Below are 21645 nucleotides of genomic sequence, written 5' to 3' on the forward strand. Positions count from 1 at the left end.
GTGGCGAGTGTCCACTTCAGCCGCCACGACCGGACCGCTGCGTCGGGTACCAGTGCAAGGTCGTAGTGTCGCGCGCGTCCAGCGGATGCTGGACGCCTGCGCCGAACTCGTCGACGAGGTGGGGTACGAGGGACTGACCACCACCCTGCTCGCCGAGCGGGCCGAGGTGGCGATCGGGTCGGTCTATCAGTTCTTCCCGGACAAGCGAGCGATCGTGCAGGCGCTGACTCTGCGCACGATGGAGTCCTACCTCCAGCGGCTCGACGAACGCTTCGCCTCGGACGACCTGACCCACTGGTGGGACGGGGTCGACGCGGGCATCGACGAATACATCACGATGCACCGCACCGTCCCCGGTTTCCGTACCCTGCACTTCGGCGACGTGGTCGACCTGCATCTGCTCGATGAGCAGCGAGACAACAACGGGGTGATCGCGGACCAGTTGGCCCGGGTGCTCACCGAGCGGTTCGGCCTGTCCGACGTTCCCGACCTGCGTTTTCATCTGGAGATCGCGGTGGAGGTGGCCGACGCGCTGATCAAGCTCGCGTTCCGCCGCCGTACGCCGGACGGCGACGACCGGGTGCTGATCGAGGCCAAGGCGTTGATCCGCGAGTACCTGTACCGCCAGGTGGATGCCCGGGGCGAGACCGGCCAGCGACCGGTCGTGCAGCCCGCGAAGCCGGCCGACGACCAGATCGTCGATTCCGCACCGGCGACCCAGTCCGCCTGACCCTCCGCCCGGCTCTGCCCCCAGCCGGGCGGGTTCAGAGGAAGGCCCGGCCCTCGCCCCGGTAGGTCGGCACCGTGGCCACCACCTCATCGCCTGCCACCAGGTGCAACTCGTTTACCCGTTCGCACAGTTCCCCCGACTTGGCGTGGCGGAACCAGACGCGGTCGCCGAGGCACAGGGTGGCGGCCGGTGCCCCGCTCAGCGGGGTCTGCACCTCACCGGCCCCTTCCGCGCCGATCAGTTGGAGCCCGGCCGGCAACCACGGTCGCGGCTGCCGACTGTCGGCCGCCGGGCCGGAGGCGATCCAGCCGCCGCCGAGCACGGTGGCCAGATTCGGTGCCGGCCGGCGTACCACCGCGCAGGCGAAGAAGGCCGCCGGGGTGGGACGCCAGCTGCGATACCCGTCGAAGAGCGTCGGCCCGTACAGGCCCGATCCCGCGGTGACCTCGGTGATCGCGGGATCGGCGCTGGTCGCGGCCACGCTGCCGGTGCCACCGCCGTTCACGAACTCCAGGTCGGCGTGCTCGCGTACCGCAGCCGCCGCCGCGCCACGGCGGGCCAGCAACTCGCGGTACGAGCCGCGTTGGGCCAGCCGGATCGCGGCGCCGAGCACCGCCTGCCCGGGCGGCGCGTCGCCCAGGCCGGCGATCTGCGCCTCGTACGACATCAGCCCGACCAGCCGGAAGCCCGGCCGGGCGGCCACGGTGGCGGCCAGCCGACCGGCCGCCCGCGCGGTGTGCACCGGTGACCGGCGTACCCCGATGTGCACCCGTCCGCCCAGGGGCCGCCAGGATGCGTCCAGATCCAGGCAGACCCGCAACTCGGTGCGGCGGCCCGGCGGGCACACCGCGTCACAGAAGTCGAGCTGTTTCGGATCGTCGACCATCAGGGTGATGGCCGCCGCGAGGTCCGGATCGGCCGCCAGTTCGGCAAGCGCCTGCCGGTCGACCGTGGGGTACGCCATCAGCACGTCGGTGGCGACTCCGGTGCGGGCCAGCCAGATCGCCTCGGGCAGCGTGAACGCCATCACGCCGCGCCAGCCCGGCCGGGCCAGTGCACGGGTGATCAGATCACGGCTGCGTAACGACTTGCTGGCGATCCGCAACGGCTTGCCGCCGGACCGGGCGGCGAGCGCGGCGGCGTTGGCGTCGAAGGCGGTGAGGTCGACCACCGCGTACGGCGGGTCGAGATGCGCGGTCGCCCGGTCCAGCCGGTGGCGCAGGTTCTCGCTGTCGGTGGCCACGTGTGCACGCTAACTGTGAAACGGTGAATGCGAAATACCCTCGCATCTGTCTGCGCCGAGCAGGCTGGCCACGGCGGCCTAGGCTGCGACGAGCAGGTGATGCGGGACGGGGAGAGATGCCCCGTCGGGACTAGAGTGTTCCACCGGGGGTGCCCAGCGATGGGCCGGCACGTGGAGGTACGGCCATCGAAAGCCAATTCAACGGCGAGTCGTCCGGCGTGTCGCCGTCTGCGGACCAGCCCGCCGGCACAGCCGACCGTCCCGGCAACGCCGCCGCCAGCCCGTCCGCCGGCAATCCGTCCGGCGCGCCGGCTGCTCAGGCCGATCTCAACGGCTATTCGGCGATCCGCTCGGTGCTGCGCATCCGGCCGTTCCGCCGGCTCTGGATCGTGCTCGGCGCGGCCTCCTTCGGCGACTGGCTCGGCCTGCTGGCGACAAGCGTGTTCGCCGCCTCGCAGGTGGAGGGGAGCACCGCCAAGGGAGCGGCCTTCGGTGGCGTGATCGCCATCCGGCTGCTGCCGGCGCTGCTGCTCGGCCCGGTCGCCGGAGTGCTCGCCGACCGCTTCGACCGGCGCTGGACGATGGTCATCTGTGACCTGCTGCGGTTCGTGCTGTTCGCCTCCATCCCGCTCTACGCGCTGACCGGCGCCAGCGGCGCGCGGGTGGTCAGCTGGGCGGCGATCGCCACCTTCCTGATCGAGACGGTCACCCTGCTCTGGATCCCGGCCAAGGAAGCGGCGGTACCGAATCTCATCCCGCGCGCCCGCCTGGAGACGGCGAACCAGCTCACCCTGATCACCACGTACGGCCTGACTCCGGTTTTCGCCGCGATCGTGCTCTCCTCGCTGGACGGCATCATCCGGGGTGCCACCGGCGGCGAGATGCCGGACTGGGCCCAGCCCGCGCAACTCGCGCTCTGGTTCAACGCGCTGTCCCGGCTCGCCACCGCCGTGGTGGTGGCGTTCGGCATCAAGGAGATCAGTCAGGGGCAGACCGCCGAGGGAGAGCGCACCGAGCAGAGCATGCTGCGCCAGTTCACCGAGGGCTGGCGGTTCATCGGGCAGACTCCGCTGGTCCGGGGCCTGGTGCTGGGCATCTTCGGTGCCTTCGCCGGTGGCGGCATCGTGATCGGCACGGCCCGGTTCTTCGCCGCCTCGCTCGGCGCCGGTGACGCCGCCTTCTTCCTGCTCTTCGGCGCGATCTTCGTGGGTCTGGCGATCGGCATCGGGCTCGGCCCGACAATCGTGCGGGACATGTCCCGGCGGCGCTGGTTCGGCATGAGCATCGTGCTGGCCAGCGCCTCGGTGATGGCCCTCTCCTTCGCCTTCCACCTCTCCATGGCGCTTGTCGGCGCGATCCTGGTCGGTGCCGGCGCCGGCATGGCGTTCCTCTCCGGCACCACCCTGCTCGGCGGCGAGGTCGCCGACGAGGTACGCGGCCGGGTCTTCGCCGTGGTGCAGATCGGCACCCGGCTGGTGCTGATCCTGGCGATCGCGCTGGGCAGCCTGCTCGCCGGGGTCGGCGGATCGCGGACCCTGGAGATCGCCGACCTGGGCATCTCGATCTCCGCCACCCGCCTGCTGCTGCTCGCCGCCGGTGCGGCCGGGATCTTCGCCGGAGTCAGCGCGTTCGGTCAGATGGACGACAAGAAGGGCGTCCCGGTCCTGGCCGACCTCTGGGGCTCGATCCGTGGCCGTCCGCTGATGCCGGCCGAACCGTTCGTCTCGGCCGGGCTCTTCGTGGTCTTCGAGGGCGGCGAGGGCGCGGGCAAGTCGACCCAGCTCGCCGTGCTGGCCGAGCGGCTGCGGGACGAGGGGCGGGACGTGGTGGTCACCCGGGAGCCGGGCGCGACCGGGATAGGCGAGCGGATCCGCGCACTGGTGCTCAACACCGACGCCGCCGAGGCGCCCTCGCCGCGCGCGGAGGCACTGCTCTACGCCGCCGACCGGGCGCACCACGTGGCCACGGTGGTCCGGCCCGCCCTGGTCGAGGGTGCCGTCGTGATCAGCGACAGGTACGTCGACTCGTCCCTGGCGTACCAGGGCGCCGGCCGTACGCTCCCGGTCGACGAGGTCTCCTGGCTCTCCTCCTGGGCCACCGGTGGGCTCAAGCCCGACCTGGTGGTGCTCCTGGACGTGGACCCGCGTACCGGCTTGTCCCGGGTCGCCGCGCGCAGCGAGGCCGCCGACCGGTTGGAGGCCGAGTCGGTAGCGTTCCATGAGCGGGTTCGGTACGCCTTCCTCGACCTCGCCGCCGCCGACCCCAAGCGGTACCTGGTGCTCGACGCCGCCCGCCCGGTGGAGGAGATCGCCGAGCGGGTCGCCCGCCGGGTGGCCGAACTGCTCGGTGCGCCAGGTGGCATCAACCACCCGGGGCCGGCGAACGGCCCGGACACCTCGGTGCAGCCCCAGTTATCCCCTTCGGAGCTGGTGACGACCGAGCGGACTTGACGACGGAGCGGACTTGACGACCGAGCGGAACTGACGGGGCGGGGTGAAGTTGATGGCGGACGCCTTCGCCGACCTGGTCGGGCAGGACGAGGCGGTACTGATGCTGCGGCAGGCTGCCGCCTCCGCCGCCGCCGTGCTGCGCACCGCCAACGGGCCGACGGAGCCGGAGCCGGCGACCGGGCTGGACCCGGACGTGCTGCCCGGGGCGGACCCGGACCTGGAGGCCGGGTCGGAGGCGGGTCCCGAGCCGGGTGCCGGGATGACCCACGCCTGGATCTTCACCGGCCCGCCCGGTTCGGGACGGTCGGTCGCGGCACGAGCCTTCGCCGCCGCGTTGCAGTGTGGGCACGGCACCGGGTGCGGGCAGTGTCCCGGGTGCCACACCACCCTGGCCGGCACCCACGCCGACGTACGGCTTGTGGTGCCCGATGGGCTCTCCATCGGCGTCAACGAGATGCGGGCCCTGGTGCTCCGGGCGGCAAGCACCCCGTCCGGCGGGCGCTGGCAGATCGTGATCATCGAGGATGCCGACCGGCTGACCGAGGCAGCCGGAAACGCGCTGCTCAAGGCGGTGGAAGAGCCGCCGCCACGGACCGTTTTCCTGCTCTGTGCGCCCTCCACCCACCCGGACGACATTTCGGTGACCATCCGGTCGCGCTGCCGGGTCGTACCGCTGCGGCAGCCGCCGGTCGACGCGGTGGCCGAGGTGCTGGTGCGGCGCGACGGGATCGCGCCCGACGTGGCGCGGTGGGCGGCGGCGGCCACCCAGGGTCACGTGGGGCGGGCCCGGCGCCTGGCCGGTGACCCGCAGGCCCGCTCCCGGCGCGAGGCGGTGCTCGCGGTGCCACGTCGGCTGACCAGCGTCGGTGCCGCCTTCGACGCGGCATCCGCGCTGATCGAGGCGGCCGAGGCGGAGGCCGAGGCGTCGGTGACGGAGATCGACGCGGCGGAGCGTGCGGCACTGGAAACCGCCCTCGGAGCGGGTGGTACGGGCCGGGGTGCGGCCAGCGCCGCGCGGGGTGCCGCCGGACAGTTGAAGGACCTGGAACGGCGGCAGAAGTCGCGGGCCACCCGGGCGCAACGGGACGCCCTGGACCGGGCCCTGGTCGACCTGGCCGCGTTCTACCGGGACGCGTTGACGGTGGCACTTGGCGCACCGGTGGCACCGGTGCACACCGACACCGCCGAGCTGGCCGGCGCGGGAGCCCGCAGCTGGCAGGCGGAGGGGGCGCTGCGGCGGCTGGAGGCAGTGCTGGCCTGCCGTACCGCGATCGAAACCAACGTCAAGCCCCGGATCGCGGTGGAGGCGATGATGCTCGCCCTCTGGAAGGGCTGACTCCGGCGGCACCCGCCCGGGCTGACTCCGGCATCGCCCGGCTGGGCTGACTTCGGCGGTGCACGGGGTGTCGGAGCGTGGTCCATCGCTGGCCGGACCGTTATCCACAGCCATCGACAGGCGCAATTCGCGTGCGGTACGGTCCAATGTGCCCTGGTGACGGTGGTGGCACGCACAGTGAGCACGCTGGGGGAGGAGTCCGCCGATGTCGCGGGGTGAGATCGATGAGGCGTGGATCGAGGAGGCGGTCCGGCGTTACCGCCGGATCGAATCCCTCCAGGCCGAGTTCGACCGGGCCGTGGCAACGGTCGAGGTGACCGTACGGTCACCGGACGGCCTGGTGGAGGTGGTGGTGACCGCCAGCGGCCGGATCACCGACGTGCGGTTCCTCGGTCCGCTGCACAACCGGGCACCGCGCGATGTGGCCGGGTCGGTGCGGGCCGCGGTGGCGGCTGCCGCCGACGCCGCGCAGTGGGCCCGGGAGAAGTTGCACAACGAGACCTTCACCGCCTACCGGCCGCTGACGGGGGCGTGAGATGGAGAGCCTTCGTGCCCTGGCCGCCCGGCTCGACGAGGCGAGCGCGACCCTGACCGCCCTCTCCCGATCGATCATCGCTGCCGACCCGGCACAGGCGGCGTTCGGCGTCGATGCTCCCGGGCGGCCCGGCGAGATCGGGCGGGCGCTGCACCGGCAGTGGATGGCGGCCACGGGCGATCGAGCCCGGGAGGCGCACGTCGCCGCCGCACAGCTGTCCGCCACCGCAGACGCGCTGCGCCAGGCCGCTGCCCGCTACGCCGACACCGATTCGGTCGCCGCCCGCCGAATGGTCGGGGAGGCGTGATGGACGCCCTGGACCGGCTCGCCGAGCCCGGCCTCGACCTGCTGCGTCGGGTCGACACCCTGCTCGCGGCCGGCGCGCCCGAGGGGCACCGGGTCTGGCCACTGCTGCGGCGGATGCAGGTGCTGCCCGGCGACGCGCTGCGCGGCTTCCTCGACCTGCGTCCCGCGCCGCTGGCCGGTGCCGGGCACGCGGTGCGCCGGCACGTCCACGGGTACGACCACGCCTGCGCCGTGTTGACCGACCCGCTGCTCTGGTCCGGATCGGCCGCCGCGGCCTACGGCCAGTCCCGGGCGATGCTGCTGCGCCACTTCGACGAGGGCCCGGAGAGCCTGGTCGGGCGGCTGGAGGCGACCGCCGGTTACGCCGACGCGCTGGCTGACTGGGTGGAGGGCAGCCGGCTCGCGGTGGCGCGAGCCCTGGCCGACGTGATCGGCTCGGCCGAGGCGGTGGCGGTCGTCGCGGCCACCTCGCCGACCCGGGAGCCGTCCCACTCCGGGCCGTCCTCACCCGGCACCGCCGGTGCCGCCGAGGTCGCCGTCCGGGTGCTGGCTGTGCTCTGCGTGGCGTACGACGGGGCGGAGACCCTGCTGCGCCAGTGGGGGCCGAGTCTGGCCGAATCTGCCTGGCGGCCCGCCGGCAACCGGCTGCGACCGGACGGCGGTGGCACCGCACCCGGCACCCGGACGACCCGCGTCGGCTGGTAGCCGGCCGCCGCTACGGCAGGCGGTGCGACGTGCCGTGGGCAGGGTACGACGCCGCCCGCGGGCACCCGGTCGGGGCGGTCCCGCCGGCGACGTCGTGACCTTTCCTGCACCCCCCGCAGGTCTGTTCTTCACTCAACGCCGTCGACCCCGCTTTGTCCCGCCCGGCGAGCAGGAATCAGCCGTCCGGGCGGCCATCTCGTACCGGTAGCCGGGAGCGGGGTCGGTCGAGTCGACAGTCATGAATGGCTGCACGGTGTAGTCGCGCGTCACGCCGACCCGGCGGAAGTGCGGCATGGCGTCGTAGGGTGAAGGCATGGGCATGCTCTGTGCGGTCAGCTTCCAGCGGTACGGGCGCCTCTACTACCTCGATCCGGGCGAGCTTCGCCCGCAGGTGGGTGACAAGGTGCTGGTCCCCACCGACGACGGCCCCGAGGTGGCGGAGTGCGTCTGGGCCGCGCAGTGGGTCACCGAGGAGACCGACGGCTTTCCCCGGCTGGCCGGGCTGGCCCAGGAGGAGGATCTGCGCCGCGACGAGAACCTGCGCCGGCGCAAGGCCGAGGCGAAGGTCGCGGCCAAGCAGCTGATCCGGGAGCACGGCCTGCCGATGCGGGTGGTGGCGGTCGACCACGTGCTCGGCGGCGGTGAGGGCGGCGGCGAGCGGAGCACCATCTACTTCACCGCCCCGCACCGGGTGGACTTCCGCTCCCTGGTACGCGACCTGGGGGCCACCCTGCACTGCCGGGTGGAGCTGCGTCAGCTCTCGGCGCGGGACTCGGCGCGGGTGCAGGGCGGCATCGGCTCCTGCGGGCGTGACCTGTGCTGCGCCACCTTCCTCAACGACTTCGAGCCGGTCACCATCCGGATGGCCAAGGACCAGGATCTGCCGCTCAACCCGCTGCGCATCTCCGGTGCCTGCGGTCGGCTGATGTGCTGCCTCAAATACGAGCACCCGCTGTACCAGAAGTTCCAGGAGTCCGCCCCGGCGATCGGTTCCCGGGTGAGTACGCCGAAAGGCGACGGCCGGGTGGTCGGCCACAGCGTCCCGAGGGACGCGGTGACCGTCCGGATGGACGCCGACGGTTCGCGTTCCATGTGTTCTCGAGCCGACGTCTGCGGCTCCCGTCGCGCCTACGAAGACCCCGAAAAAACACCGCACTAACCCACCCCCACCCCCACCCCCTCCTCCTCCCCGCCGCCCCTCCCTCTCCGCCGATCTTGCACTTTCTGTCGCCGCAAAAGCCGCAAAACAGGACGGAGTGGCGACCAAAAGTGCAAGATCGGCGGGCTGGGCTGGGGCGGGGGCGGGGGCGAGGGCGGGGTGGGGCGGGGCGGGGTTGGGGGTTGGGGTTGGGGGTGGGGTGGGTGGGGTGGGGGTGGGGGTGGGGGTTGTTAGGTGAGGGTGGTGGGGGTTCGGCTAGGCGGGGGCGGAGTGGGGTGGTGGGGGTGAGCCAGGAGGCTTCGGCGGACTGGTCGGGGTTGACCTGCCAGTTGCGGCCGACCCGGTCGATCGCGATGGGATAGAGCGTCAGGGTGCCGTCGGGGTCGATGCGCAGGCGTACGAAGCCCTTCGCGTCCTCGATGCCCTGGCCGGCGAAGAGTTCGTTCACGTTCACCCCGAACCAGCTGGCGACAAGCAGGTACGCGGCCACCAACTGACTGGCCACCAGACCGATCACCGGCAGGTAGATGGTCACCGCGGCGACCGCCGGCAACGGCCAGGTCCAGTCGTGCAGGGGCACCGCCAGCCAGGCCCAGGTGCCGATGGCGGCCAACCCGACGTGGGCGATACCGTGCGCGATGCCGAGCAGCCAGTGCCGTACGTGTCGTTTCCCGCTCGAACTGGGCGGCTTGGCGAACAGGGCCGCCGCGAGGATCGTGACCAGCACCATCACCACCAGCGGCACGCTGAACAGGCGCAGTTCGGAGGCCTGCGAGCGGAAGTCGGTCACCCCGGCCATGGAGAACATCAGCAGGGTGTGCAGGATGCCGAGCAGGGTGGCGAAGCCCGGATTGCGGCGGGGCAACCGGCCGAAGATCCCCCAGCCGTACCGTCGGGAGCGGGCCGCGTCCGGGTAGCGGCCGGCCAGCTCGTACGTCTGGGAGGGGCTGGACCGGCGGGCCATGGTGTCCCGGGGCGGCACCTCGATCCGCTCGGGCAGCTTGTGGGTGGGGTACAGGTAGGCGCCGCCGCTGCCGGAGGTGACCAACTGTCGGTCGTCCGGCCCGGTGTACCGGGAATAGTGGTGCAGGTCGCCGGAGATCAGCAACCGGACCCGGGCGCCGGTGGGCGCGACGATGCTCCGGATGAAGTAGTCGATCGAGTCGTACGCCGTGGGGTGGTCGACGGCCTTGACCCACGCGGGCGCCGGCACGGCCAGGATCACCTTGCTCTGTGGCCCGAGCCGCTTCGCCACCGCGTCAAAATAGGTCAACTGCGGATCGTCGACGTACGAGCCGGACTGGTCGTCGAGGCCGAGCAGCCACCAGTCGGCGGGCAGTTCGATGGCGAAGTAGGAGCGGGACTGGCCGGTACGCCAGCCGCCGAAGTGCCGGTCCCGGGTGCGGACGAAGAGCCGCAGGAACGCGGTCAGCCCGTCGTACCAGTCGTGGTTGCCGGGGACCGCGAAGACCGTCGGCTGCTCGGGTGGGGTGCCCGGCAACGCCGCCTGGTAGGGCCCCTTGCAGCGATCCTCGTAGGCCGCGTACTCGGCCGACGGGTAGACCTGGTCGCCGCCCATCACCAGGGTCTGCGCCCGGGGCAGCCGGTGCCCGTCCACGGTGATCTCCGGCTGGGCGAGCAGATAGGCCACCGAGTACGTGGCGTTGAAACCGTCGCCCAGGTCGGCCACGTAGTCCAACCAGAGCCCGCCGTCCGGCCCGACCTGCTTGGCGACCTCCGCATCGAGGGCCTTCTGCAACTCCCGTTTGTCCAGGTACGCGCCGAAGAGCAGCGCCAGCAGCGTACGCAGGCCGGTGCTGATCAGCAGCAGCGGCGCGAGCCACGGCACCGGCTTGCGCGGCGTGAAGCCCAACTCCAGCGGATCGGTGCTACGCGGCCGTCGGGCCGCCCGCCCGCCGGCCGCCTCCTCGGCGTATGGCGTTGGGTTGGCGGGCTCGGGGCGCGGACCGTCGTCGGGAGTGCCGACCGGTTCGTCGCGGGGGGTGGGATCCTCGGTCACCCGCCGCAGCCTAGTGCCGACCGGGTGAGCGCGCTGCGCCGAAACCGCCCCGGCGTCCGGTTCGCGACTCGGCAATCCCGCTCCAACCGGGGTCGGCGCGTGCCGTACACTTGACCACCGTTGCCGCCTTAGCTCAGTCGGCTAGAGCGACGCACTCGTAATGCGTAGGTCGACGGTTCGATTCCGTCAGGCGGCTCAATGAAAGGCCCTGACCAGCATCAGCGCTGGTCAGGGCCTTATTTTCATCGGGCGCGCGACGCGTGCAACCATCCCGGTCCGGGAGAGCACCGCCCGTTGCGGCCCGGGGACCGGATCGCGGGCTACGCCACGAAGCGGGAACGGCGTCGGCGTCCGATCAGGTAGCCGGCACCGCCGAGGAGCAGAAGCGCACCGCCGATGCTGGCCACGGTCGCGGTGTCGGCACCGGTGACGGGCAGCCCACCGCCCTCGCCGTCGCCGGGAGCGCCCAGGCTGGCGGAGGGAGAAGGAACCGGTGCAACGGTCGCCGTGGCGCTGGGCGTGACGCTCGGCGTGGTGCTGGGCGTGGTGCTGGGCGTGGCGCTCGGCGTCGGGGTGGGCTGCGACGCGCAGTCGAGTTCACGTGCGGCGTACAGGTCGTTGTTCAGGTAAGCCAGGGAGGCATCGACGGTCCCCTCATCGAGCGCCTTCTGCGCCGCCGCCTGCACGTTGGCGCCAGCGCTCACCAACGTCCGGGCCACCGCGATCCGTAGGTCCGTTGTCCAGGCTTTCTGCACGTCCGTCTTGAGGAATGCCCGCAGATCATCCGGGGTGCCGTCCAGCCGCTTCTGTAGCGCCCCAGGCAGGACGGTCAACGCGTCGGCCTTCGCTGCGGCCAGGATCTGGTTGGCCAACACGCGCAGCTCTACATTGGTGGCGGTGTCCAGGTCGATGGTGACCAGCTGGCGGATGTCCTTGTACACCTTGCGCTCGACCGTTTGGCAGGCATCGTTCAGCACAGGCGGTTCGGTCTGCGCCATCGCCGGCACCGCCGGAAGCAGGAAGGCCAGCGCCATCAGGACGCCAGCCGGTAACTTCCATCGCATTTGGGTCTTCCTCCCCGTGGCAAGCAAAAACGTGGAGATGCTACCCGTCGCTCACGCAAAAGGTTGCCCCGTTTGTGACCGGCGGTCAGATTCGGGGAACGATCTGGATGATGCTGGTCCCGGTGGCTGTGGCGTCGTCGTCGATCATCGAGCTGACCAGCTTGTAGTAGCCGGGCTTGGCCTCGGGGGCGATTGGGATGACGCTTACCGGCTGCTCGTCGGGCGTACCGGTGGGTCGCACCGGCTCGGCGGTGTAGGTGGCCAGTCCGGGGACGGTGACGGTACCTGTCTCCGCGTCCTTGAGCTGTGCCTCGGTCGCGTACGGGCCGGTCAGGCTAGCCTGAAGCTCGACCCGGACCGGGGTGGTCGCGGCGGCGTCGCGTACGCCGACGATCCAGTGCAGGGTGAACGTCTGCCCGGGTTGGTAGAGCTTTTCGAGGTCTGCGGTCTCGCAGCAGCTGTATTCCAGTCGCGAGGCTGCCGGTGCGTGGGAGACCTCCGCGATGCACCCGGCCAGCAGCGGTACGACCGCCAGACAGGCAAGTAGCCGAACCAGGGGCGCCTTCATGCGCCGGAGCGTACTTCCGGCGCGCCACCCTGGGCCGCGCCGCCTGCGGCGACTGCTGGCGGCCCACCGGCTGCTGGATCGCCAGCGGGCGGTCGGTCCGGGCGGGCCAGACGTACTGGTCAGGGGTTAGTGTGCGTTGCGCAGGGTGCGGATGTAGGCGGCGGTGAGCGCGACGCCGCGATCCTCGTCGGTCGACAACTCGGCGAGGGCGCGAGACGCGACGGTCCCCGGAATGCCCGCGAGCGCCTGGGCCAGCCGTCGCCGGGCCGACGGATCAACGGTGCCGGGTGCGAGGCGGCCGACGAGGCTGGCGGCGATCTGATCCGCCATTGCGAGATCATCCGCCAGTCCGCTCAGCGCGTCGGCCGCATCGACGTCGTTCGCCTCCTCGACGATCATCTCGATGAGGGTCGGGACGGCGTCGGCCACGCCGCGGGTGCCGAGGGCCAGGGCGGCGTACCTGCGGACCACGACGTCGGAGTTGGCGAGCGCGTTACGCAGCAGTGCGGTCGCCGCGTCGTCCGGGATCTCGGCGATGGACTGGACGGCACGTTTGCGTACCTCGGCTTCCGGTGCGTCGATGCCCTCCGCCAGCAGGGCCAATGCACGCTCGCCCGACTGGGCCAGAGCCCAGCGTAGGGCCCCGGCGACGTTCGGGTCCGACTCGCTCAACACCGCCTCGACAAGCGCCTCCACCGGCACCGGAGCCTCGCCGACCGAAGAGACCGAGGAGAGGGCCGCGCGCTGACGCTTCCCGGCGCTCTCCGATCCCAGCGCATGCAGCAGGGCGACGATCTGGAGGACGTCCTCCCAGCCGGCGGGTTCTGCGGCACCGATCCGACGCAGTCGGTTGAGCAACTCCGTCTCCGCCGCGATGCGTGCCCGGGTCTGCCGGATCAAGTTGTCGACAAGCGCGGCGGGGGCGAAGTTGGGGTCGTCGAGCGCACGCCCGACTTCACGCAGCGACAGCCCCAGCGACCGCAGGCTCTCGATGTGGAAGATCCGCCGGATGTCCTCGCTCGAATACTCGCGATAGCCCGAACCGGTGCGACCCGTGGGCCGCAGCAGGCCGAGCGAGTCGTAATGCCGGAGCATGCGGGCGCTGACGCCGGACCGTCGGGCCACCTCACCGATCAACACTGCCGGTCACCCTTCCTGGCCGCTCCCACCGAGGGCCACGATTCGTTTCGCTTCCTCGATCGCATACTCGAAACCGGCATCCGGGTCGTGCAGCAGCCGTTGCGTGGCGATCGCGTGGTGGCGTACCCGAGGGTCGGGGTCGGTGGTCGCGGCGCGCAGGGTCGCCACGATCATCTCACCGAGCGCGATCAGCGCCCGGCTGAGACTCAGTTGCAGCTCACGCCCGCCGCGCCCGAGCTGGGTGGCCAACACCCGGGCCAACTCCGGTTTCTCATTTTCGGGTACGAGCGCGACCGCTGCCCGCCAGGCGCTCCGCGCCACCTCGTCGTCGGCGTCGGTCAGCAGTGCCTGCGTGATCGCCGGCCAGGCGCGCCGATCACCGATCTTGGACAGCGTGTGCAACGCCTGACTTCGTGCCTGCGTACGCGCCGAACGCAGTTCCGCCGTGAGTTTCGGGACCGTCATCGAGGCTGGGTGGCGGATGAGTGCCCAGGTGAGCATCTCGCGTACGGAGAAGTCGGGCTCGATCGCGCATCGTTCGATAAGCGGGTCGATGAACTGTGCGTCCGGGGTCGTGCCGACGGCCAACGCGGCCCGCAGCCGCATAGACGAATTACTGTGCTTCAGCCCCTGGAGAAGTCGAATGTCCTGTTCCGGCCCGCCCATCGGGATCACCTCCTGACCCCAAGGAAAGACCTTGTCACCGTGTCAAGGTCAAACGAAGCGTGCGGCCGGGGTCAAACGAAGCGCGCGGCCGGGGTGGAACGAAGCGCGCGGCCGGGGTGGAACGAAGCGCGCGGCCGGGGTGGAACGAAGCGTGCGGCCGGGGTCAAGCGGGGCACTATGCGGTGAACGGCCCGGCGGCGGGGTCGCGCTCCTGAAGACCGGCGGCTCTGCAAACCGGCCGGTGGCCTACGATCCGTAGACATAGCTGAATGCGATCGGGTGAGTGTCTTACGGGGAGGCATCATGGTCGGAAGGCTCGCTCGGCACCTCGCTGGTGCGGCTGCCGCCTGGTTCGTGTTCGTCGTGCAGACAGCCCTCGTCTATCTCGGACTGTTCGCGTACGCGGGAGTGACCAACGCGGATCTGGGTGGACCGCTCGGCGGGCCGTTCCTGGTGCTGCTCGCGGGCATCGTGGGGGCCATCCTGGTGCCGCTGCTCTTCGTACCGGCCGGCTTGATCGGGGACGCAGCCGCGAGGAGCGGACGATTCCTCGTGAAGATGCTGATCACGAGCGCTGCTGCGATGGTGCTGGCCGCGATCTACATGGCCGTCGTAGCCCTGACAACCGGGGATTCGCTCGACGTGATGTTGTGGTCGTGCCTCGGCGCTGCGGTTACCGTGCTCGTCCCGGCCGTCGCGCACGTCGCCGTCGCCGACGGCGTACTCAAGGTTGGTCGGATCTGGCGGCGCTTCCGCTCGCCGGCACCCGTCTGAGCGAGCCGGTGACGGTCTGAGCGAGCCGGCACCGGTCTGAGCGAGCCGGTAACGGTCCGGGCGAGCCGGACAGCCCGCAGCCGGCGTCGCCCCCGCGTGGCGGCGAGCGTGATGATGCAATCACTCACCGGGATGTCCGGCGTCTCCTGCACAATGACGAGATCCCGCTCGACTTTGGAGGTTGCTGTGCAGCATGCGCCGGTCATCGTCAGCCTGCCGATCGCCGATCGACGGGTCGCCCACGACTTCTACCGGGACGCGCTCGGTCTGGTCGGCATCGGGGAACCCGCCGAGGACGGGCTGCCCGAGCCGTTGCAGTTCGAGGTGAACGACGGTCTGCGGCTGATGCTGGTGCCGACCGGGGGCTTCGGCTGGGTGCTCGGTGGGCGGGAGGTGGCCGACGCTCGGCACAGCGAATGCGTCCTCGGGCTGAGCGCGACCGGGCCGGATGAGGTCGACGACCTGATCAAGCGGGCCCGGAACGCCGGCGCCGAGGTGGTTACCGAGCCCGGCCAGCAGCCCTGGGGGTACGCGGGCACCTTCGCCGATCCAGACGGCCACGTGTGGATGGTCGCCGTCACGGCGGGCACCTGACGACACCTGACGCGTTCCAGGGTGCGGGCGCGGGTGCCGAGCAGGTCGCGCGACTTCGCCGCCGACGTGATCTCCACCGTCACGTTCTGCCTTCCCGTGGCGTTGACCATGGTGACGGCACCCGGGCGGGACCGCCACGTTCGGTGTGGTCGCGTCTACCGCGAGGTTTGTCCGGTGCGGGCCGGGGTACGGCTCCACTGCGCGAAAGACGCCGCCATGACGCCGCAGTGACAAGCAGAACGCAGGAAGCAGTGGAGGCCCGGAGATGGAGAGTCGACTCAAGATCCTGGGTCACCCCGTCCACCCGATGCTTGTGATGTTCCCGGTCGCCCTGCTGACCACGGCCGTGCTCTTCGACATCATCGACACCGTCGGTGGGCCGGACTTTCTCGGCGAGGTGGCGTACTGGAATCTCACCGTGGGCCTGATCGGCGGCCTGCTGGCTGCGGCGGCCGGACTGTTCGACCTGTTGGCCATCCCCGCCGGCACCCGGGCCAAGCGGGTGGCGCTCACCCACGCCGCCGCGAACGTCGCGGTGATCCTGCTCTTCGCCGCGGTCTGGGTGGTGCGGCTCAACGCCGATTCGCGGGGTGCCGGTGGGGCGCTGATCGCCATCGAGGTGGTGGCGCTCGGCATCCTCGGCGTGAGCGCCTGGCTCGGCGGCGAACTGGTGGACCGGCTCGGCGTGGGCGTCGACTCGGACGCCAACCTGGACGCGCCAAGCTCGTTGCGGTCGAGCCCGGCGAGCCAACGGATAGGAGACGTGCGATGAGCGGACCGGGACGTGGCTGGCGGGGCGGGCAGCAGGGCTGGGACCCGCTGGGCGAGTTGCAGTCGCTGCGGGCCGAGCTGAGTCGGCTGGTCGGTGGCCGGCCAGGCCCGCCCGAGGTGGAACTGGGCGAGACCGCCGACGGCTGGGAGGTGGTCGTCCGGCTGCCCGGGGTGGCCCCCGAGGAGGTCGCGGTGGAGGTGGACGACCGCGAGTTGTGCGTACGCGCCCGGACGGAGGCCGAGGTCAACGCCGACCACGGGATTCCCGGCGGCTTCGAGACCCGGGGCTTCGAGTATCGGGTGCCGCTGCCGGCGCGGGTGGACGCGGACTCGATCGACGCCGTGATGGATCACGGTCTGCTCCGGGTGCGGCTGCCCCGGGCCAACCGGCCCACGCCGCGCACCATCACCGTCGGCCGCACCGGGCCGCACCGCGCCGGCTTCTCCGGCGGTACGCCGGTCAGCGTCGACCCGGCGGCGGATCGGGAGCTGCACCAGCCGGATGTCGCCGTCGGCGAGTCCGGCCGGTAACGGCCGGCCCGTGGGTCCCCCGGGCCTGCTCACTCCGGCCGTCGGACGGGTGCCCGACGTGGCCCGGATCGCCGTGTTGCGCGCCAACGCGCTCGGCGACTTCATCTTCGTCCTACCGGCGCTGGAGGCGCTGCGCGCGGCGTACCCGGCGGCGGAGATCGTGTTGCTCGGCGCGCCGTGGCACGCGGCGCTCTGGCGTGACCGGCCGGGCCCGGTGGACCGGGTGCTTGTGGTGCCGCCCGCGCCCGGGATCCGCGCGGCGACCGACGGCGAGGCGACGGCCGGCATTGTCGACTTCCTGGCCGACGTCCGCGCGGAGCACTTCGACCTGGCGCTCCAGTTGCATGGCGGCGGCGCGAACTCGAATCCGCTTGTCGCCGCGCTCGGTGCCCGGGTCACCGCGGGGCTGCGGGCGGAGGACGCCCCGCCGCTGGACCGCTGGCTGCGCTACGTCTACTACCAGCCCGAGGTGATCCGCTACCTGGAGGTGGCGGCGCTTGTGGGTGCCCCGGCCACCACGATCATCCCGACCTTGGCGGTGACCGACCCGGACCGCGCCGAGGCGCGGCGCGTGCTCGGTGCGCCGGAGCGTCCCCGGGTGGCGCTGCACCCGGGGGCGACCGACACCCGGCGGCGCTGGCCCACCGACCGGTTCGCCGGGGTGGCCCGAGTGCTGCACGCCGACGGGTACCAGGTGCTGGTCACCGGCACCCCCGCCGAGCAGGACGTGGTCGACGAGGTGGTCGCGGCGGCCGGGGTGCCGATCCGGCCGCTGGTGGGCACGCTCAGCCTGGGCGGGCTGGCGGCCTGCTATGCCGACTGCGCCCTGGTGATCTCCAACGACACCGGTCCGCTGCACCTCGCCGCCGCCGTGGGTGCCCCCACTGTCGGCATCTTCTGGGTCGGCAACCTGATCACCACGGCCACCGCGCTGCGGGGCCGGCACCGGCCGATCATCTCCTGGACGGTGCACTGCCCGGTCTGCGGTGTGGACTGCACACCCGGCATCTACCCGCACCGGCCCGGTGACGGTGAGTGCCCGCACCGCGATTCGTTCGTGACGGACGTGCCGGTAGCCGAAGTGCTCGAAGCCGCCCGCGAACTCCTCTTCACGTAAGGAAGGGCACCTTATTAACGCCTCAGGTAGAGCACGGGCCCCCTGTTAACACCCGGCCTCACGCCCGACCGGACCGTCGCTGAGTACGACCTCCCATGCCTCCACGTCACGTTCGGTGACCGTGGTCGGCGACTCCAGGTGGTAGGCGCCGCTGGGCAGGACACCGGCGCCGCCGTGGCGCGCCAACACGGCGAGCTGGGCGGCAACGTCCTCGCCCTGGTGCGCCGCCGGCACCCGGCGCCAGAATTCGAAGCCACCGGAGTCGACAAGCTTGGCACGGTCGTACAGCACGCATCCGCCGATCCAGGAGACCTTGTACGCCCGCCAACTATCCGGTGGCAGCGCCAACGCCTCGGTGACGTGCAGCAGGTTCGCCGCGGAATGGATCTGCGACCGGTCCCACTCGGGGGTGCCCGGTCGGATCCGCTCCGGCTCGGGCCGACCGGTCCACTCCTGGTAGTGCCGGTGCGTCTGGGGCCGTACGTCGTCCAGGTAGGACAGCCCGTGCACCGCGTTGCCGACGAAGCCGCAGCCCAGTTCCTCGATCGCGGTGACCAGTCGGCGCAGCGTCCCCGGTTCCAGCCAGACGTCGTCGTCGAGGCAGAGCACGTACCGGGCGGCGGACGCGGCAAGCAGGGCGGCCCGGTGTTCGGCCAGGCCGCGCCGGGGCAGCCGGCGGGTCAGCAGCACCGGATGGCCCCGATGCCGCAGGACCCGGACCATGGTGGCGGTGGCCGGGTGGGCGTACCCGGGTTCGCCGTCGGACTGGTCGCTGACCACCACCCCGAAGCCTGGCACCCCCTCCTGCGCGGCCAGCCCGGCGAGCGTGACGGCCAGTTCGGCGGGCCGGTCGCGGGTCGGCACCAGCACGTCGAGCAGGCGGTCGGCCCGGAAGTCGCGGTGCGTGCCGCCGTCCAGCGGTCGGTTCACGGCGCCTTGCCGGTGAGCGGCGGCGTGGCCGTACCGCCCGGCGGCGCGGTCGCGTCAGGCGGCGGCGCGATCGCCGCAAGCGGCGGCGTGGCCGTACCGCCCGGCGGCGCGGTCGCGTCAGGCGGCGGCGTGGTCGCCGCGAGCGGTGGCGTGGACTCAAGCGGTGGCGTGGTGGCCTCACCCGGCGGCGTGGTCGCCGCAAGCGGTGGCGGCGCGGACTCAAGTGGCGCGGTGGGCTCACCCGGCGGCGTGGTGGACTCAAGTGACGGCGCGACGGCGTCGGCCGTGGCGGGCGGCGGCGTCGGGCTGCCGGCACCGACCTCTGCCGCGCCCTGCTGACCGTACGCCCGGATTCGCTCGATGATCGCTGAGGTGGAACGGTCCGGCACGTATCCGAGGGTGCGTACCTGGCCGCCCAGCCGCTGCACCAGCGGTGCCTCCGGCACCAGGTCCGGCGGGTAGTCGCCACCCTTGACGTACACGTCCGGACGGATGGCCTCGATCAGCTCGGCCGGTGAGTCCTCCTCGAAGATCACCACATGGTCCACACAGGACAGAGCGGCGAGCAGGGCGGTGCGGTCCTCGACCGGGTTGACCGGTCGGTCCGGCCCCTTGAGCCGCCGTACGCTGTCGTCGGAGTTGACCGCCACCACCAGCAGGTCGCCGAGGGCGCGGGCCTGTTCCAGGTAGCGCACGTGGCCCCGGTGCAGCACGTCGAAGCAGCCGTTGGTGAAGACGACGGAGCGGCCCGCCCGACGCTGCTCGGCGATGATCGTGGTCAGTCCTTCGGCGCCGACCAGCACCTCCCGGCCATTGCCTGCCGGCGTCGGCCGGCCCAGCGCCGCCAGCAGGTCCTCCTGGTGGCAGACGCAGGTGCCGGTGCTGGCGACGGTGCTCGTCGCGGCGAGCTGCGCCAACTCGGCGGCGGTCGACAGCGGCGCGTCGGCAGCCAGCGCGAGCGTCATGGCCGCCAGGTACGCGTCCCCGGCGCCGACGGCGTGGCTGGCCGGCACCGGGGTGCTGTGGCTGCGGGCCGGCCGGCCATCGGCCCCGCCGACCACCGCGCCGTCGGTGTCCAGGGTCACCGCGACGACGTCCGCGCCGGTGTGCGCGCGTAGCTCGGCCAGTCGGGACTCGGCCAGCACCGCCCGGTCCACGCCGGCACCGGCGTCGGCGTTCACGGTCACACCGGTGCCGGTCACGCTGAGCCCGTCCCGGGTCATCGCCACCCGCCCCTCGGCCGGGGTGGGCTCGCCGGTCGGCCCGTCGGTACGCCGCAGTCCGGCACCGCCGGGTGCGGCGCCGACGGTCAACTCGGACGGACCGTCGGCCAGGTCGACCTCCGGATGCTCCAGACGCAGCCGGCGGCCACCGCCATCGCGGTCGCCCTCCTGGTGGAGGCTGCCCCGGTGATCACCGTTCTGGTCACCACCGGGGACAGGCTCGTCGTTCGGGGCGGCGCTGCGGCTACCGCCCGCGGCCGGGGCTACAACTCCCGGGGCTACGGCTCCCGGGGCTACAACTTCCGGGGCTACGGCTCCCGGGGCGACGGCGGGCGGGGGGTTGGCGGCGGCCAGGGCGACGGTGCCGGCGCGGGCGAGCAGCCGGCTCGCCTCCGCGAAGCTCGGAGTGACCACGGTCGGGGCCAGGCCACGCCAGTCGGCGAGGTCATGCGCGTCAAGCGCGACAGTGGCGTACCGGGTCCGTTCGGCGACCAGCCAGGCGCGCACCGGCGCGGGCAGCGCACCCAGGCCGTAGTCGCAGATCACCAGGGCCGGGGCGGCACCACCGGCGGCGGCCTGCAACTCCTCGGTCGCACATTCGAGCGCGGTGAGCAGGCAGTCCACCCCGAGATCGTTCAGCGGATCGTCCGGTTCGCCGGAGTCCTCCCGCAACAGGATCTGGTCGCCGGCCAGCATCCGGCGCTTGACCGGCGTGGGACGGCCGGGCTGGCTGACCGTACGGTCCCAGACTCCCGCCCGGTCCAGACAGTCGTGCAGCTCGTCACCGGCGGCATCCGCCCCGACGGGTGCCACCAGCGCCGACCGCCCGCCAAGCGTGGCGATGTTGACGGCGGTGTTGGCGGCTCCGCCCGCAGCGGAGATGCGGCGGCGCAGAGTGAGCACCGGTGCCGGGGCCTCCCGACACAGCCGGTCCGAGTCGGCGAACCGCCATTCATCGAGCATGGCGTCACCGATCACCAGCACCGGGCGCCCACGCCAGCTCTGCACGACGTCGGCGAGTCGGAGATGGTCCGCTGCTGCTCGTGCCATGCCGGCGGATCCCCCGGGCCGGCGGGGTCAAACCTGCCGCCGGCAAGCGACGCGGACCACGCCAGGAGGCCGTTTCGGGCGTTCCAGGGCGGGAACCGTTTCTGCTGAACCTCGGAGAGGAGAAACAGCATGACAGCCACGTTGCAGGGCAAACGAGTCGCCTTCCTGGCCACCGATGGTGTGGAGGAGGTCGAGTACGTGCAGCCGCGCAAGGCGGTCGAGCAGGCCGGTGCCGCCGCCGAACTGGTGTCGATCAAGACCGGCAAGATCACCTCTTTCGAGCATCTGGACCAGTCGACGGCGTACGAGGTGGATGTGACCGTCGCCGACGCGGACCCCGAGCGGTACGACGCGCTCGTGCTGCCGGGCGGGGTGGCCAACCCGGACTTCCTGCGCGCCGACCCGGACGCCGTACGGTTCGTGCGGTCGTTCTTCGACGCGGGCAAGCCGGTCGGGGTGATCTGCCATGGCCCGTGGACGCTTGTCGAGGCGGATGTGGTGCGCGGTCGGCGCCTGACGAGCTGGCCGAGCTTGCGTACCGACCTGGTCAACGCCGGTGCCGAGTGGGTCGACGAGCAGGTCGTGACCGACAACGGGCTGGTCAGCAGCCGCAACCCGGACGACCTGCCGGCCTTCTGCGCCAAGATCGTCGAGGAGTTCGCCGAGGGTCGACACTGACCGCCGGACGCCTTCGATCGTGGGGCTCGCGACCCTCGCCCGCACGGGCGAGGGT

At 72.0% G+C, this 21645-nt stretch carries 21 protein-coding genes, 1 tRNA gene and 2 pseudogenes; 15 read left to right on the forward strand and 9 right to left on the reverse strand.

Going from position 1 to position 21645, the window contains the following annotated elements; genetic code table 11:
* The first annotated feature begins 85 nt into the window (after positions 1–85).
* The gene (locus tag QQG74_RS02190; protein WP_341718612.1) at positions 86–730 is read left to right on the forward strand and encodes a TetR family transcriptional regulator; all 645 of its coding nucleotides are present in this window, start codon (positions 86–88) and stop codon (positions 728–730) included.
* 34 nt (positions 731–764) lie between these two features.
* On the opposite strand, the gene QQG74_RS02195 is transcribed toward QQG74_RS02190, so the two are convergent.
* A complete protein-coding gene (locus tag QQG74_RS02195; protein WP_341718613.1) occupies positions 765–1973 on the reverse strand; it encodes an amino acid deaminase/aldolase in 1209 nt (402 codons plus the stop codon).
* Positions 1974–2326: 353 nt separating this feature from the next.
* On the opposite strand from QQG74_RS02195, the gene tmk reads away from it, so the two are divergent.
* The 5 genes from tmk (at position 2327) to QQG74_RS02220 (ending at position 7305) form a co-directional block, all read left to right on the forward strand.
* Positions 2327–4423 carry a dTMP kinase gene (gene tmk, locus QQG74_RS02200; protein WP_341721109.1) on the forward strand — a complete coding sequence of 699 codons (2097 nt, stop codon included), beginning with the start codon at positions 2327–2329 and terminating at the stop codon, positions 4421–4423.
* 52 nt (positions 4424–4475) lie between these two features.
* Positions 4476–5759 (forward strand): DNA polymerase III subunit delta', encoded by a 1284-nt coding sequence (locus tag QQG74_RS02205; protein WP_341718614.1) that lies wholly within the window; start codon positions 4476–4478, stop codon positions 5757–5759.
* 205 nt (positions 5760–5964) lie between these two features.
* Positions 5965–6294, forward strand: a complete 330-nt coding sequence (locus QQG74_RS02210; RefSeq protein ID WP_341718615.1) for a YbaB/EbfC family nucleoid-associated protein — start codon at positions 5965–5967, stop codon at positions 6292–6294.
* 1 nt (position 6295) lies between these two features.
* Complete coding sequence (locus QQG74_RS02215) at positions 6296–6601, forward strand: hypothetical protein (protein ID WP_341718616.1); 306 nt, start codon at positions 6296–6298, stop codon at positions 6599–6601.
* Complete coding sequence (locus QQG74_RS02220; RefSeq protein ID WP_341718617.1) at positions 6601–7305, forward strand: hypothetical protein; 705 nt, start codon at positions 6601–6603, stop codon at positions 7303–7305. The genes QQG74_RS02215 and QQG74_RS02220 overlap by 1 nt, the downstream gene beginning before the upstream one ends.
* Before the next feature lie 132 nt (positions 7306–7437).
* Here QQG74_RS02220 and QQG74_RS02225 read toward each other — a convergent pair whose 3' ends face one another.
* Complete coding sequence (locus QQG74_RS02225) at positions 7438–7620, reverse strand: hypothetical protein (RefSeq protein WP_341718618.1); 183 nt, start codon at positions 7618–7620, stop codon at positions 7438–7440.
* Here QQG74_RS02225 and ricT point away from each other — a divergent pair.
* A complete protein-coding gene (ricT, locus tag QQG74_RS02230) occupies positions 7619–8464 on the forward strand; it encodes a regulatory iron-sulfur-containing complex subunit RicT (RefSeq protein WP_341718619.1) in 846 nt (281 codons plus the stop codon). The genes QQG74_RS02225 and ricT overlap by 2 nt on opposite strands.
* A 244-nt stretch (positions 8465–8708) precedes the next feature.
* On the opposite strand, the pseudogene QQG74_RS02235 reads toward ricT, so the two are convergent.
* Positions 8709–10484: pseudogene (locus QQG74_RS02235) on the reverse strand (metallophosphoesterase); the annotation flags it as partial.
* A 122-nt stretch (positions 10485–10606) separates the two neighbouring features.
* Between QQG74_RS02235 and QQG74_RS02240 the strand changes: the two are divergent.
* Positions 10607–10680: transfer RNA gene (locus QQG74_RS02240), tRNA-Thr, on the forward strand.
* Positions 10681–10804: 124 nt separating this feature from the next.
* On the opposite strand, the gene QQG74_RS02245 is transcribed toward QQG74_RS02240, so the two are convergent.
* The 4 genes from QQG74_RS02245 to QQG74_RS02260 form a co-directional block, all read right to left on the reverse strand.
* A complete protein-coding gene (locus tag QQG74_RS02245; RefSeq protein WP_341718620.1) occupies positions 10805–11548 on the reverse strand; it encodes an LPXTG cell wall anchor domain-containing protein in 744 nt (247 codons plus the stop codon).
* A gap of 85 nt (positions 11549–11633) precedes the next feature.
* Positions 11634–12116: a hypothetical protein gene (locus tag QQG74_RS02250; protein ID WP_341718621.1), complete on the reverse strand. Its 483-nt coding sequence runs from the start codon at positions 12114–12116 to the stop codon at positions 11634–11636.
* Between the two features lie 126 nt (positions 12117–12242).
* Positions 12243–13256, reverse strand: coding sequence for a MerR family transcriptional regulator (locus QQG74_RS02255; protein ID WP_341718622.1), 1014 nt, complete (start codon positions 13254–13256; stop codon positions 12243–12245).
* Between the two features lie 6 nt (positions 13257–13262).
* Complete coding sequence (locus QQG74_RS02260) at positions 13263–13922, reverse strand: HEAT repeat domain-containing protein (protein ID WP_341718623.1); 660 nt, start codon at positions 13920–13922, stop codon at positions 13263–13265.
* Between the two features lie 303 nt (positions 13923–14225).
* Between QQG74_RS02260 and QQG74_RS02265 the strand changes: the two genes are divergently transcribed.
* From QQG74_RS02265 to QQG74_RS02290, 6 genes are all read left to right on the forward strand, one after another.
* Positions 14226–14696 carry a hypothetical protein gene (locus QQG74_RS02265; RefSeq protein ID WP_341718624.1) on the forward strand — a complete coding sequence of 157 codons (471 nt, stop codon included), beginning with the start codon at positions 14226–14228 and terminating at the stop codon, positions 14694–14696.
* A gap of 186 nt (positions 14697–14882) precedes the next feature.
* The gene (locus QQG74_RS02270) at positions 14883–15290 is read left to right on the forward strand and encodes a VOC family protein (RefSeq protein ID WP_341718625.1); all 408 of its coding nucleotides are present in this window, start codon (positions 14883–14885) and stop codon (positions 15288–15290) included.
* 33 nt (positions 15291–15323) lie between these two features.
* Positions 15324–15521, forward strand: coding sequence for a hypothetical protein (locus tag QQG74_RS02275; RefSeq protein WP_341718626.1), 198 nt, complete (start codon positions 15324–15326; stop codon positions 15519–15521).
* Between the two features lie 34 nt (positions 15522–15555).
* On the forward strand, positions 15556–16062 hold the full coding sequence (locus QQG74_RS02280) for a DUF2231 domain-containing protein (protein WP_341718627.1): 507 nt from the start codon (positions 15556–15558) through the stop codon (positions 16060–16062).
* Positions 16059–16592: an Hsp20/alpha crystallin family protein gene (locus QQG74_RS02285; protein WP_341718628.1), complete on the forward strand. Its 534-nt coding sequence runs from the start codon at positions 16059–16061 to the stop codon at positions 16590–16592. The genes QQG74_RS02280 and QQG74_RS02285 overlap by 4 nt, the downstream gene beginning before the upstream one ends.
* 10 nt (positions 16593–16602) lie before the next feature.
* Positions 16603–17709 (forward strand): glycosyltransferase family 9 protein, encoded by a 1107-nt coding sequence (locus tag QQG74_RS02290; RefSeq protein ID WP_341718629.1) that lies wholly within the window; start codon positions 16603–16605, stop codon positions 17707–17709.
* Positions 17710–17754: 45 nt separating this feature from the next.
* On the opposite strand, the gene QQG74_RS02295 is transcribed toward QQG74_RS02290, so the two are convergent.
* Positions 17755–18639 carry a glycosyltransferase gene (locus QQG74_RS02295; RefSeq protein WP_341718630.1) on the reverse strand — a complete coding sequence of 295 codons (885 nt, stop codon included), beginning with the start codon at positions 18637–18639 and terminating at the stop codon, positions 17755–17757.
* A 338-nt stretch (positions 18640–18977) separates the two neighbouring features.
* Positions 18978–20912, reverse strand: a pseudogene (rfaE2, locus tag QQG74_RS02300) (D-glycero-beta-D-manno-heptose 1-phosphate adenylyltransferase); the annotation flags it as partial.
* 129 nt (positions 20913–21041) lie between these two features.
* Here rfaE2 and QQG74_RS02305 point away from each other — a divergent pair.
* Positions 21042–21590 carry a type 1 glutamine amidotransferase domain-containing protein gene (locus QQG74_RS02305; protein ID WP_341718631.1) on the forward strand — a complete coding sequence of 183 codons (549 nt, stop codon included), beginning with the start codon at positions 21042–21044 and terminating at the stop codon, positions 21588–21590.
* Positions 21591–21645 lie beyond the last annotated feature (55 nt).

The sequence above is a fragment of the Micromonospora sp. FIMYZ51 genome (genome assembly GCF_038246755.1).
In the GTDB taxonomy this organism is placed as follows: Bacteria; Actinomycetota; Actinomycetes; order Mycobacteriales; family Micromonosporaceae; genus Micromonospora.

Bases quoted from the DNA above. Each gene is read 5' to 3' on its own strand.
- QQG74_RS02190 (WP_341718612.1), top strand. From the start codon at position 86: ATGCTGGACGCCTGCGCCGAACTCGTCGACGAGGTGGGGTACGAGGGA.
- QQG74_RS02205 (WP_341718614.1), top strand. From the start codon at position 4,476: ATGGCGGACGCCTTCGCCGACCTGGTCGGGCAGGACGAGGCGGTACTG.
- QQG74_RS02210 (WP_341718615.1), top strand. From the start codon at position 5,965: ATGTCGCGGGGTGAGATCGATGAGGCGTGGATCGAGGAGGCGGTCCGG.
- QQG74_RS02215 (WP_341718616.1), top strand. From the start codon at position 6,296: ATGGAGAGCCTTCGTGCCCTGGCCGCCCGGCTCGACGAGGCGAGCGCG.
- QQG74_RS02220 (WP_341718617.1), top strand. From the start codon at position 6,601: ATGGACGCCCTGGACCGGCTCGCCGAGCCCGGCCTCGACCTGCTGCGT.
- ricT (WP_341718619.1), top strand. From the start codon at position 7,619: ATGGGCATGCTCTGTGCGGTCAGCTTCCAGCGGTACGGGCGCCTCTAC.
- QQG74_RS02225 (WP_341718618.1), bottom strand. From the start codon at position 7,620: ATGCCTTCACCCTACGACGCCATGCCGCACTTCCGCCGGGTCGGCGTG.
- QQG74_RS02245 (WP_341718620.1), bottom strand. From the start codon at position 11,548: ATGCGATGGAAGTTACCGGCTGGCGTCCTGATGGCGCTGGCCTTCCTG.
- QQG74_RS02250 (WP_341718621.1), bottom strand. From the start codon at position 12,116: ATGAAGGCGCCCCTGGTTCGGCTACTTGCCTGTCTGGCGGTCGTACCG.
- QQG74_RS02260 (WP_341718623.1), bottom strand. From the start codon at position 13,922: ATGGGCGGGCCGGAACAGGACATTCGACTTCTCCAGGGGCTGAAGCAC.
- QQG74_RS02265 (WP_341718624.1), top strand. From the start codon at position 14,226: ATGGTCGGAAGGCTCGCTCGGCACCTCGCTGGTGCGGCTGCCGCCTGG.
- QQG74_RS02280 (WP_341718627.1), top strand. From the start codon at position 15,556: ATGGAGAGTCGACTCAAGATCCTGGGTCACCCCGTCCACCCGATGCTT.
- QQG74_RS02285 (WP_341718628.1), top strand. From the start codon at position 16,059: ATGAGCGGACCGGGACGTGGCTGGCGGGGCGGGCAGCAGGGCTGGGAC.
- QQG74_RS02305 (WP_341718631.1), top strand. From the start codon at position 21,042: ATGACAGCCACGTTGCAGGGCAAACGAGTCGCCTTCCTGGCCACCGAT.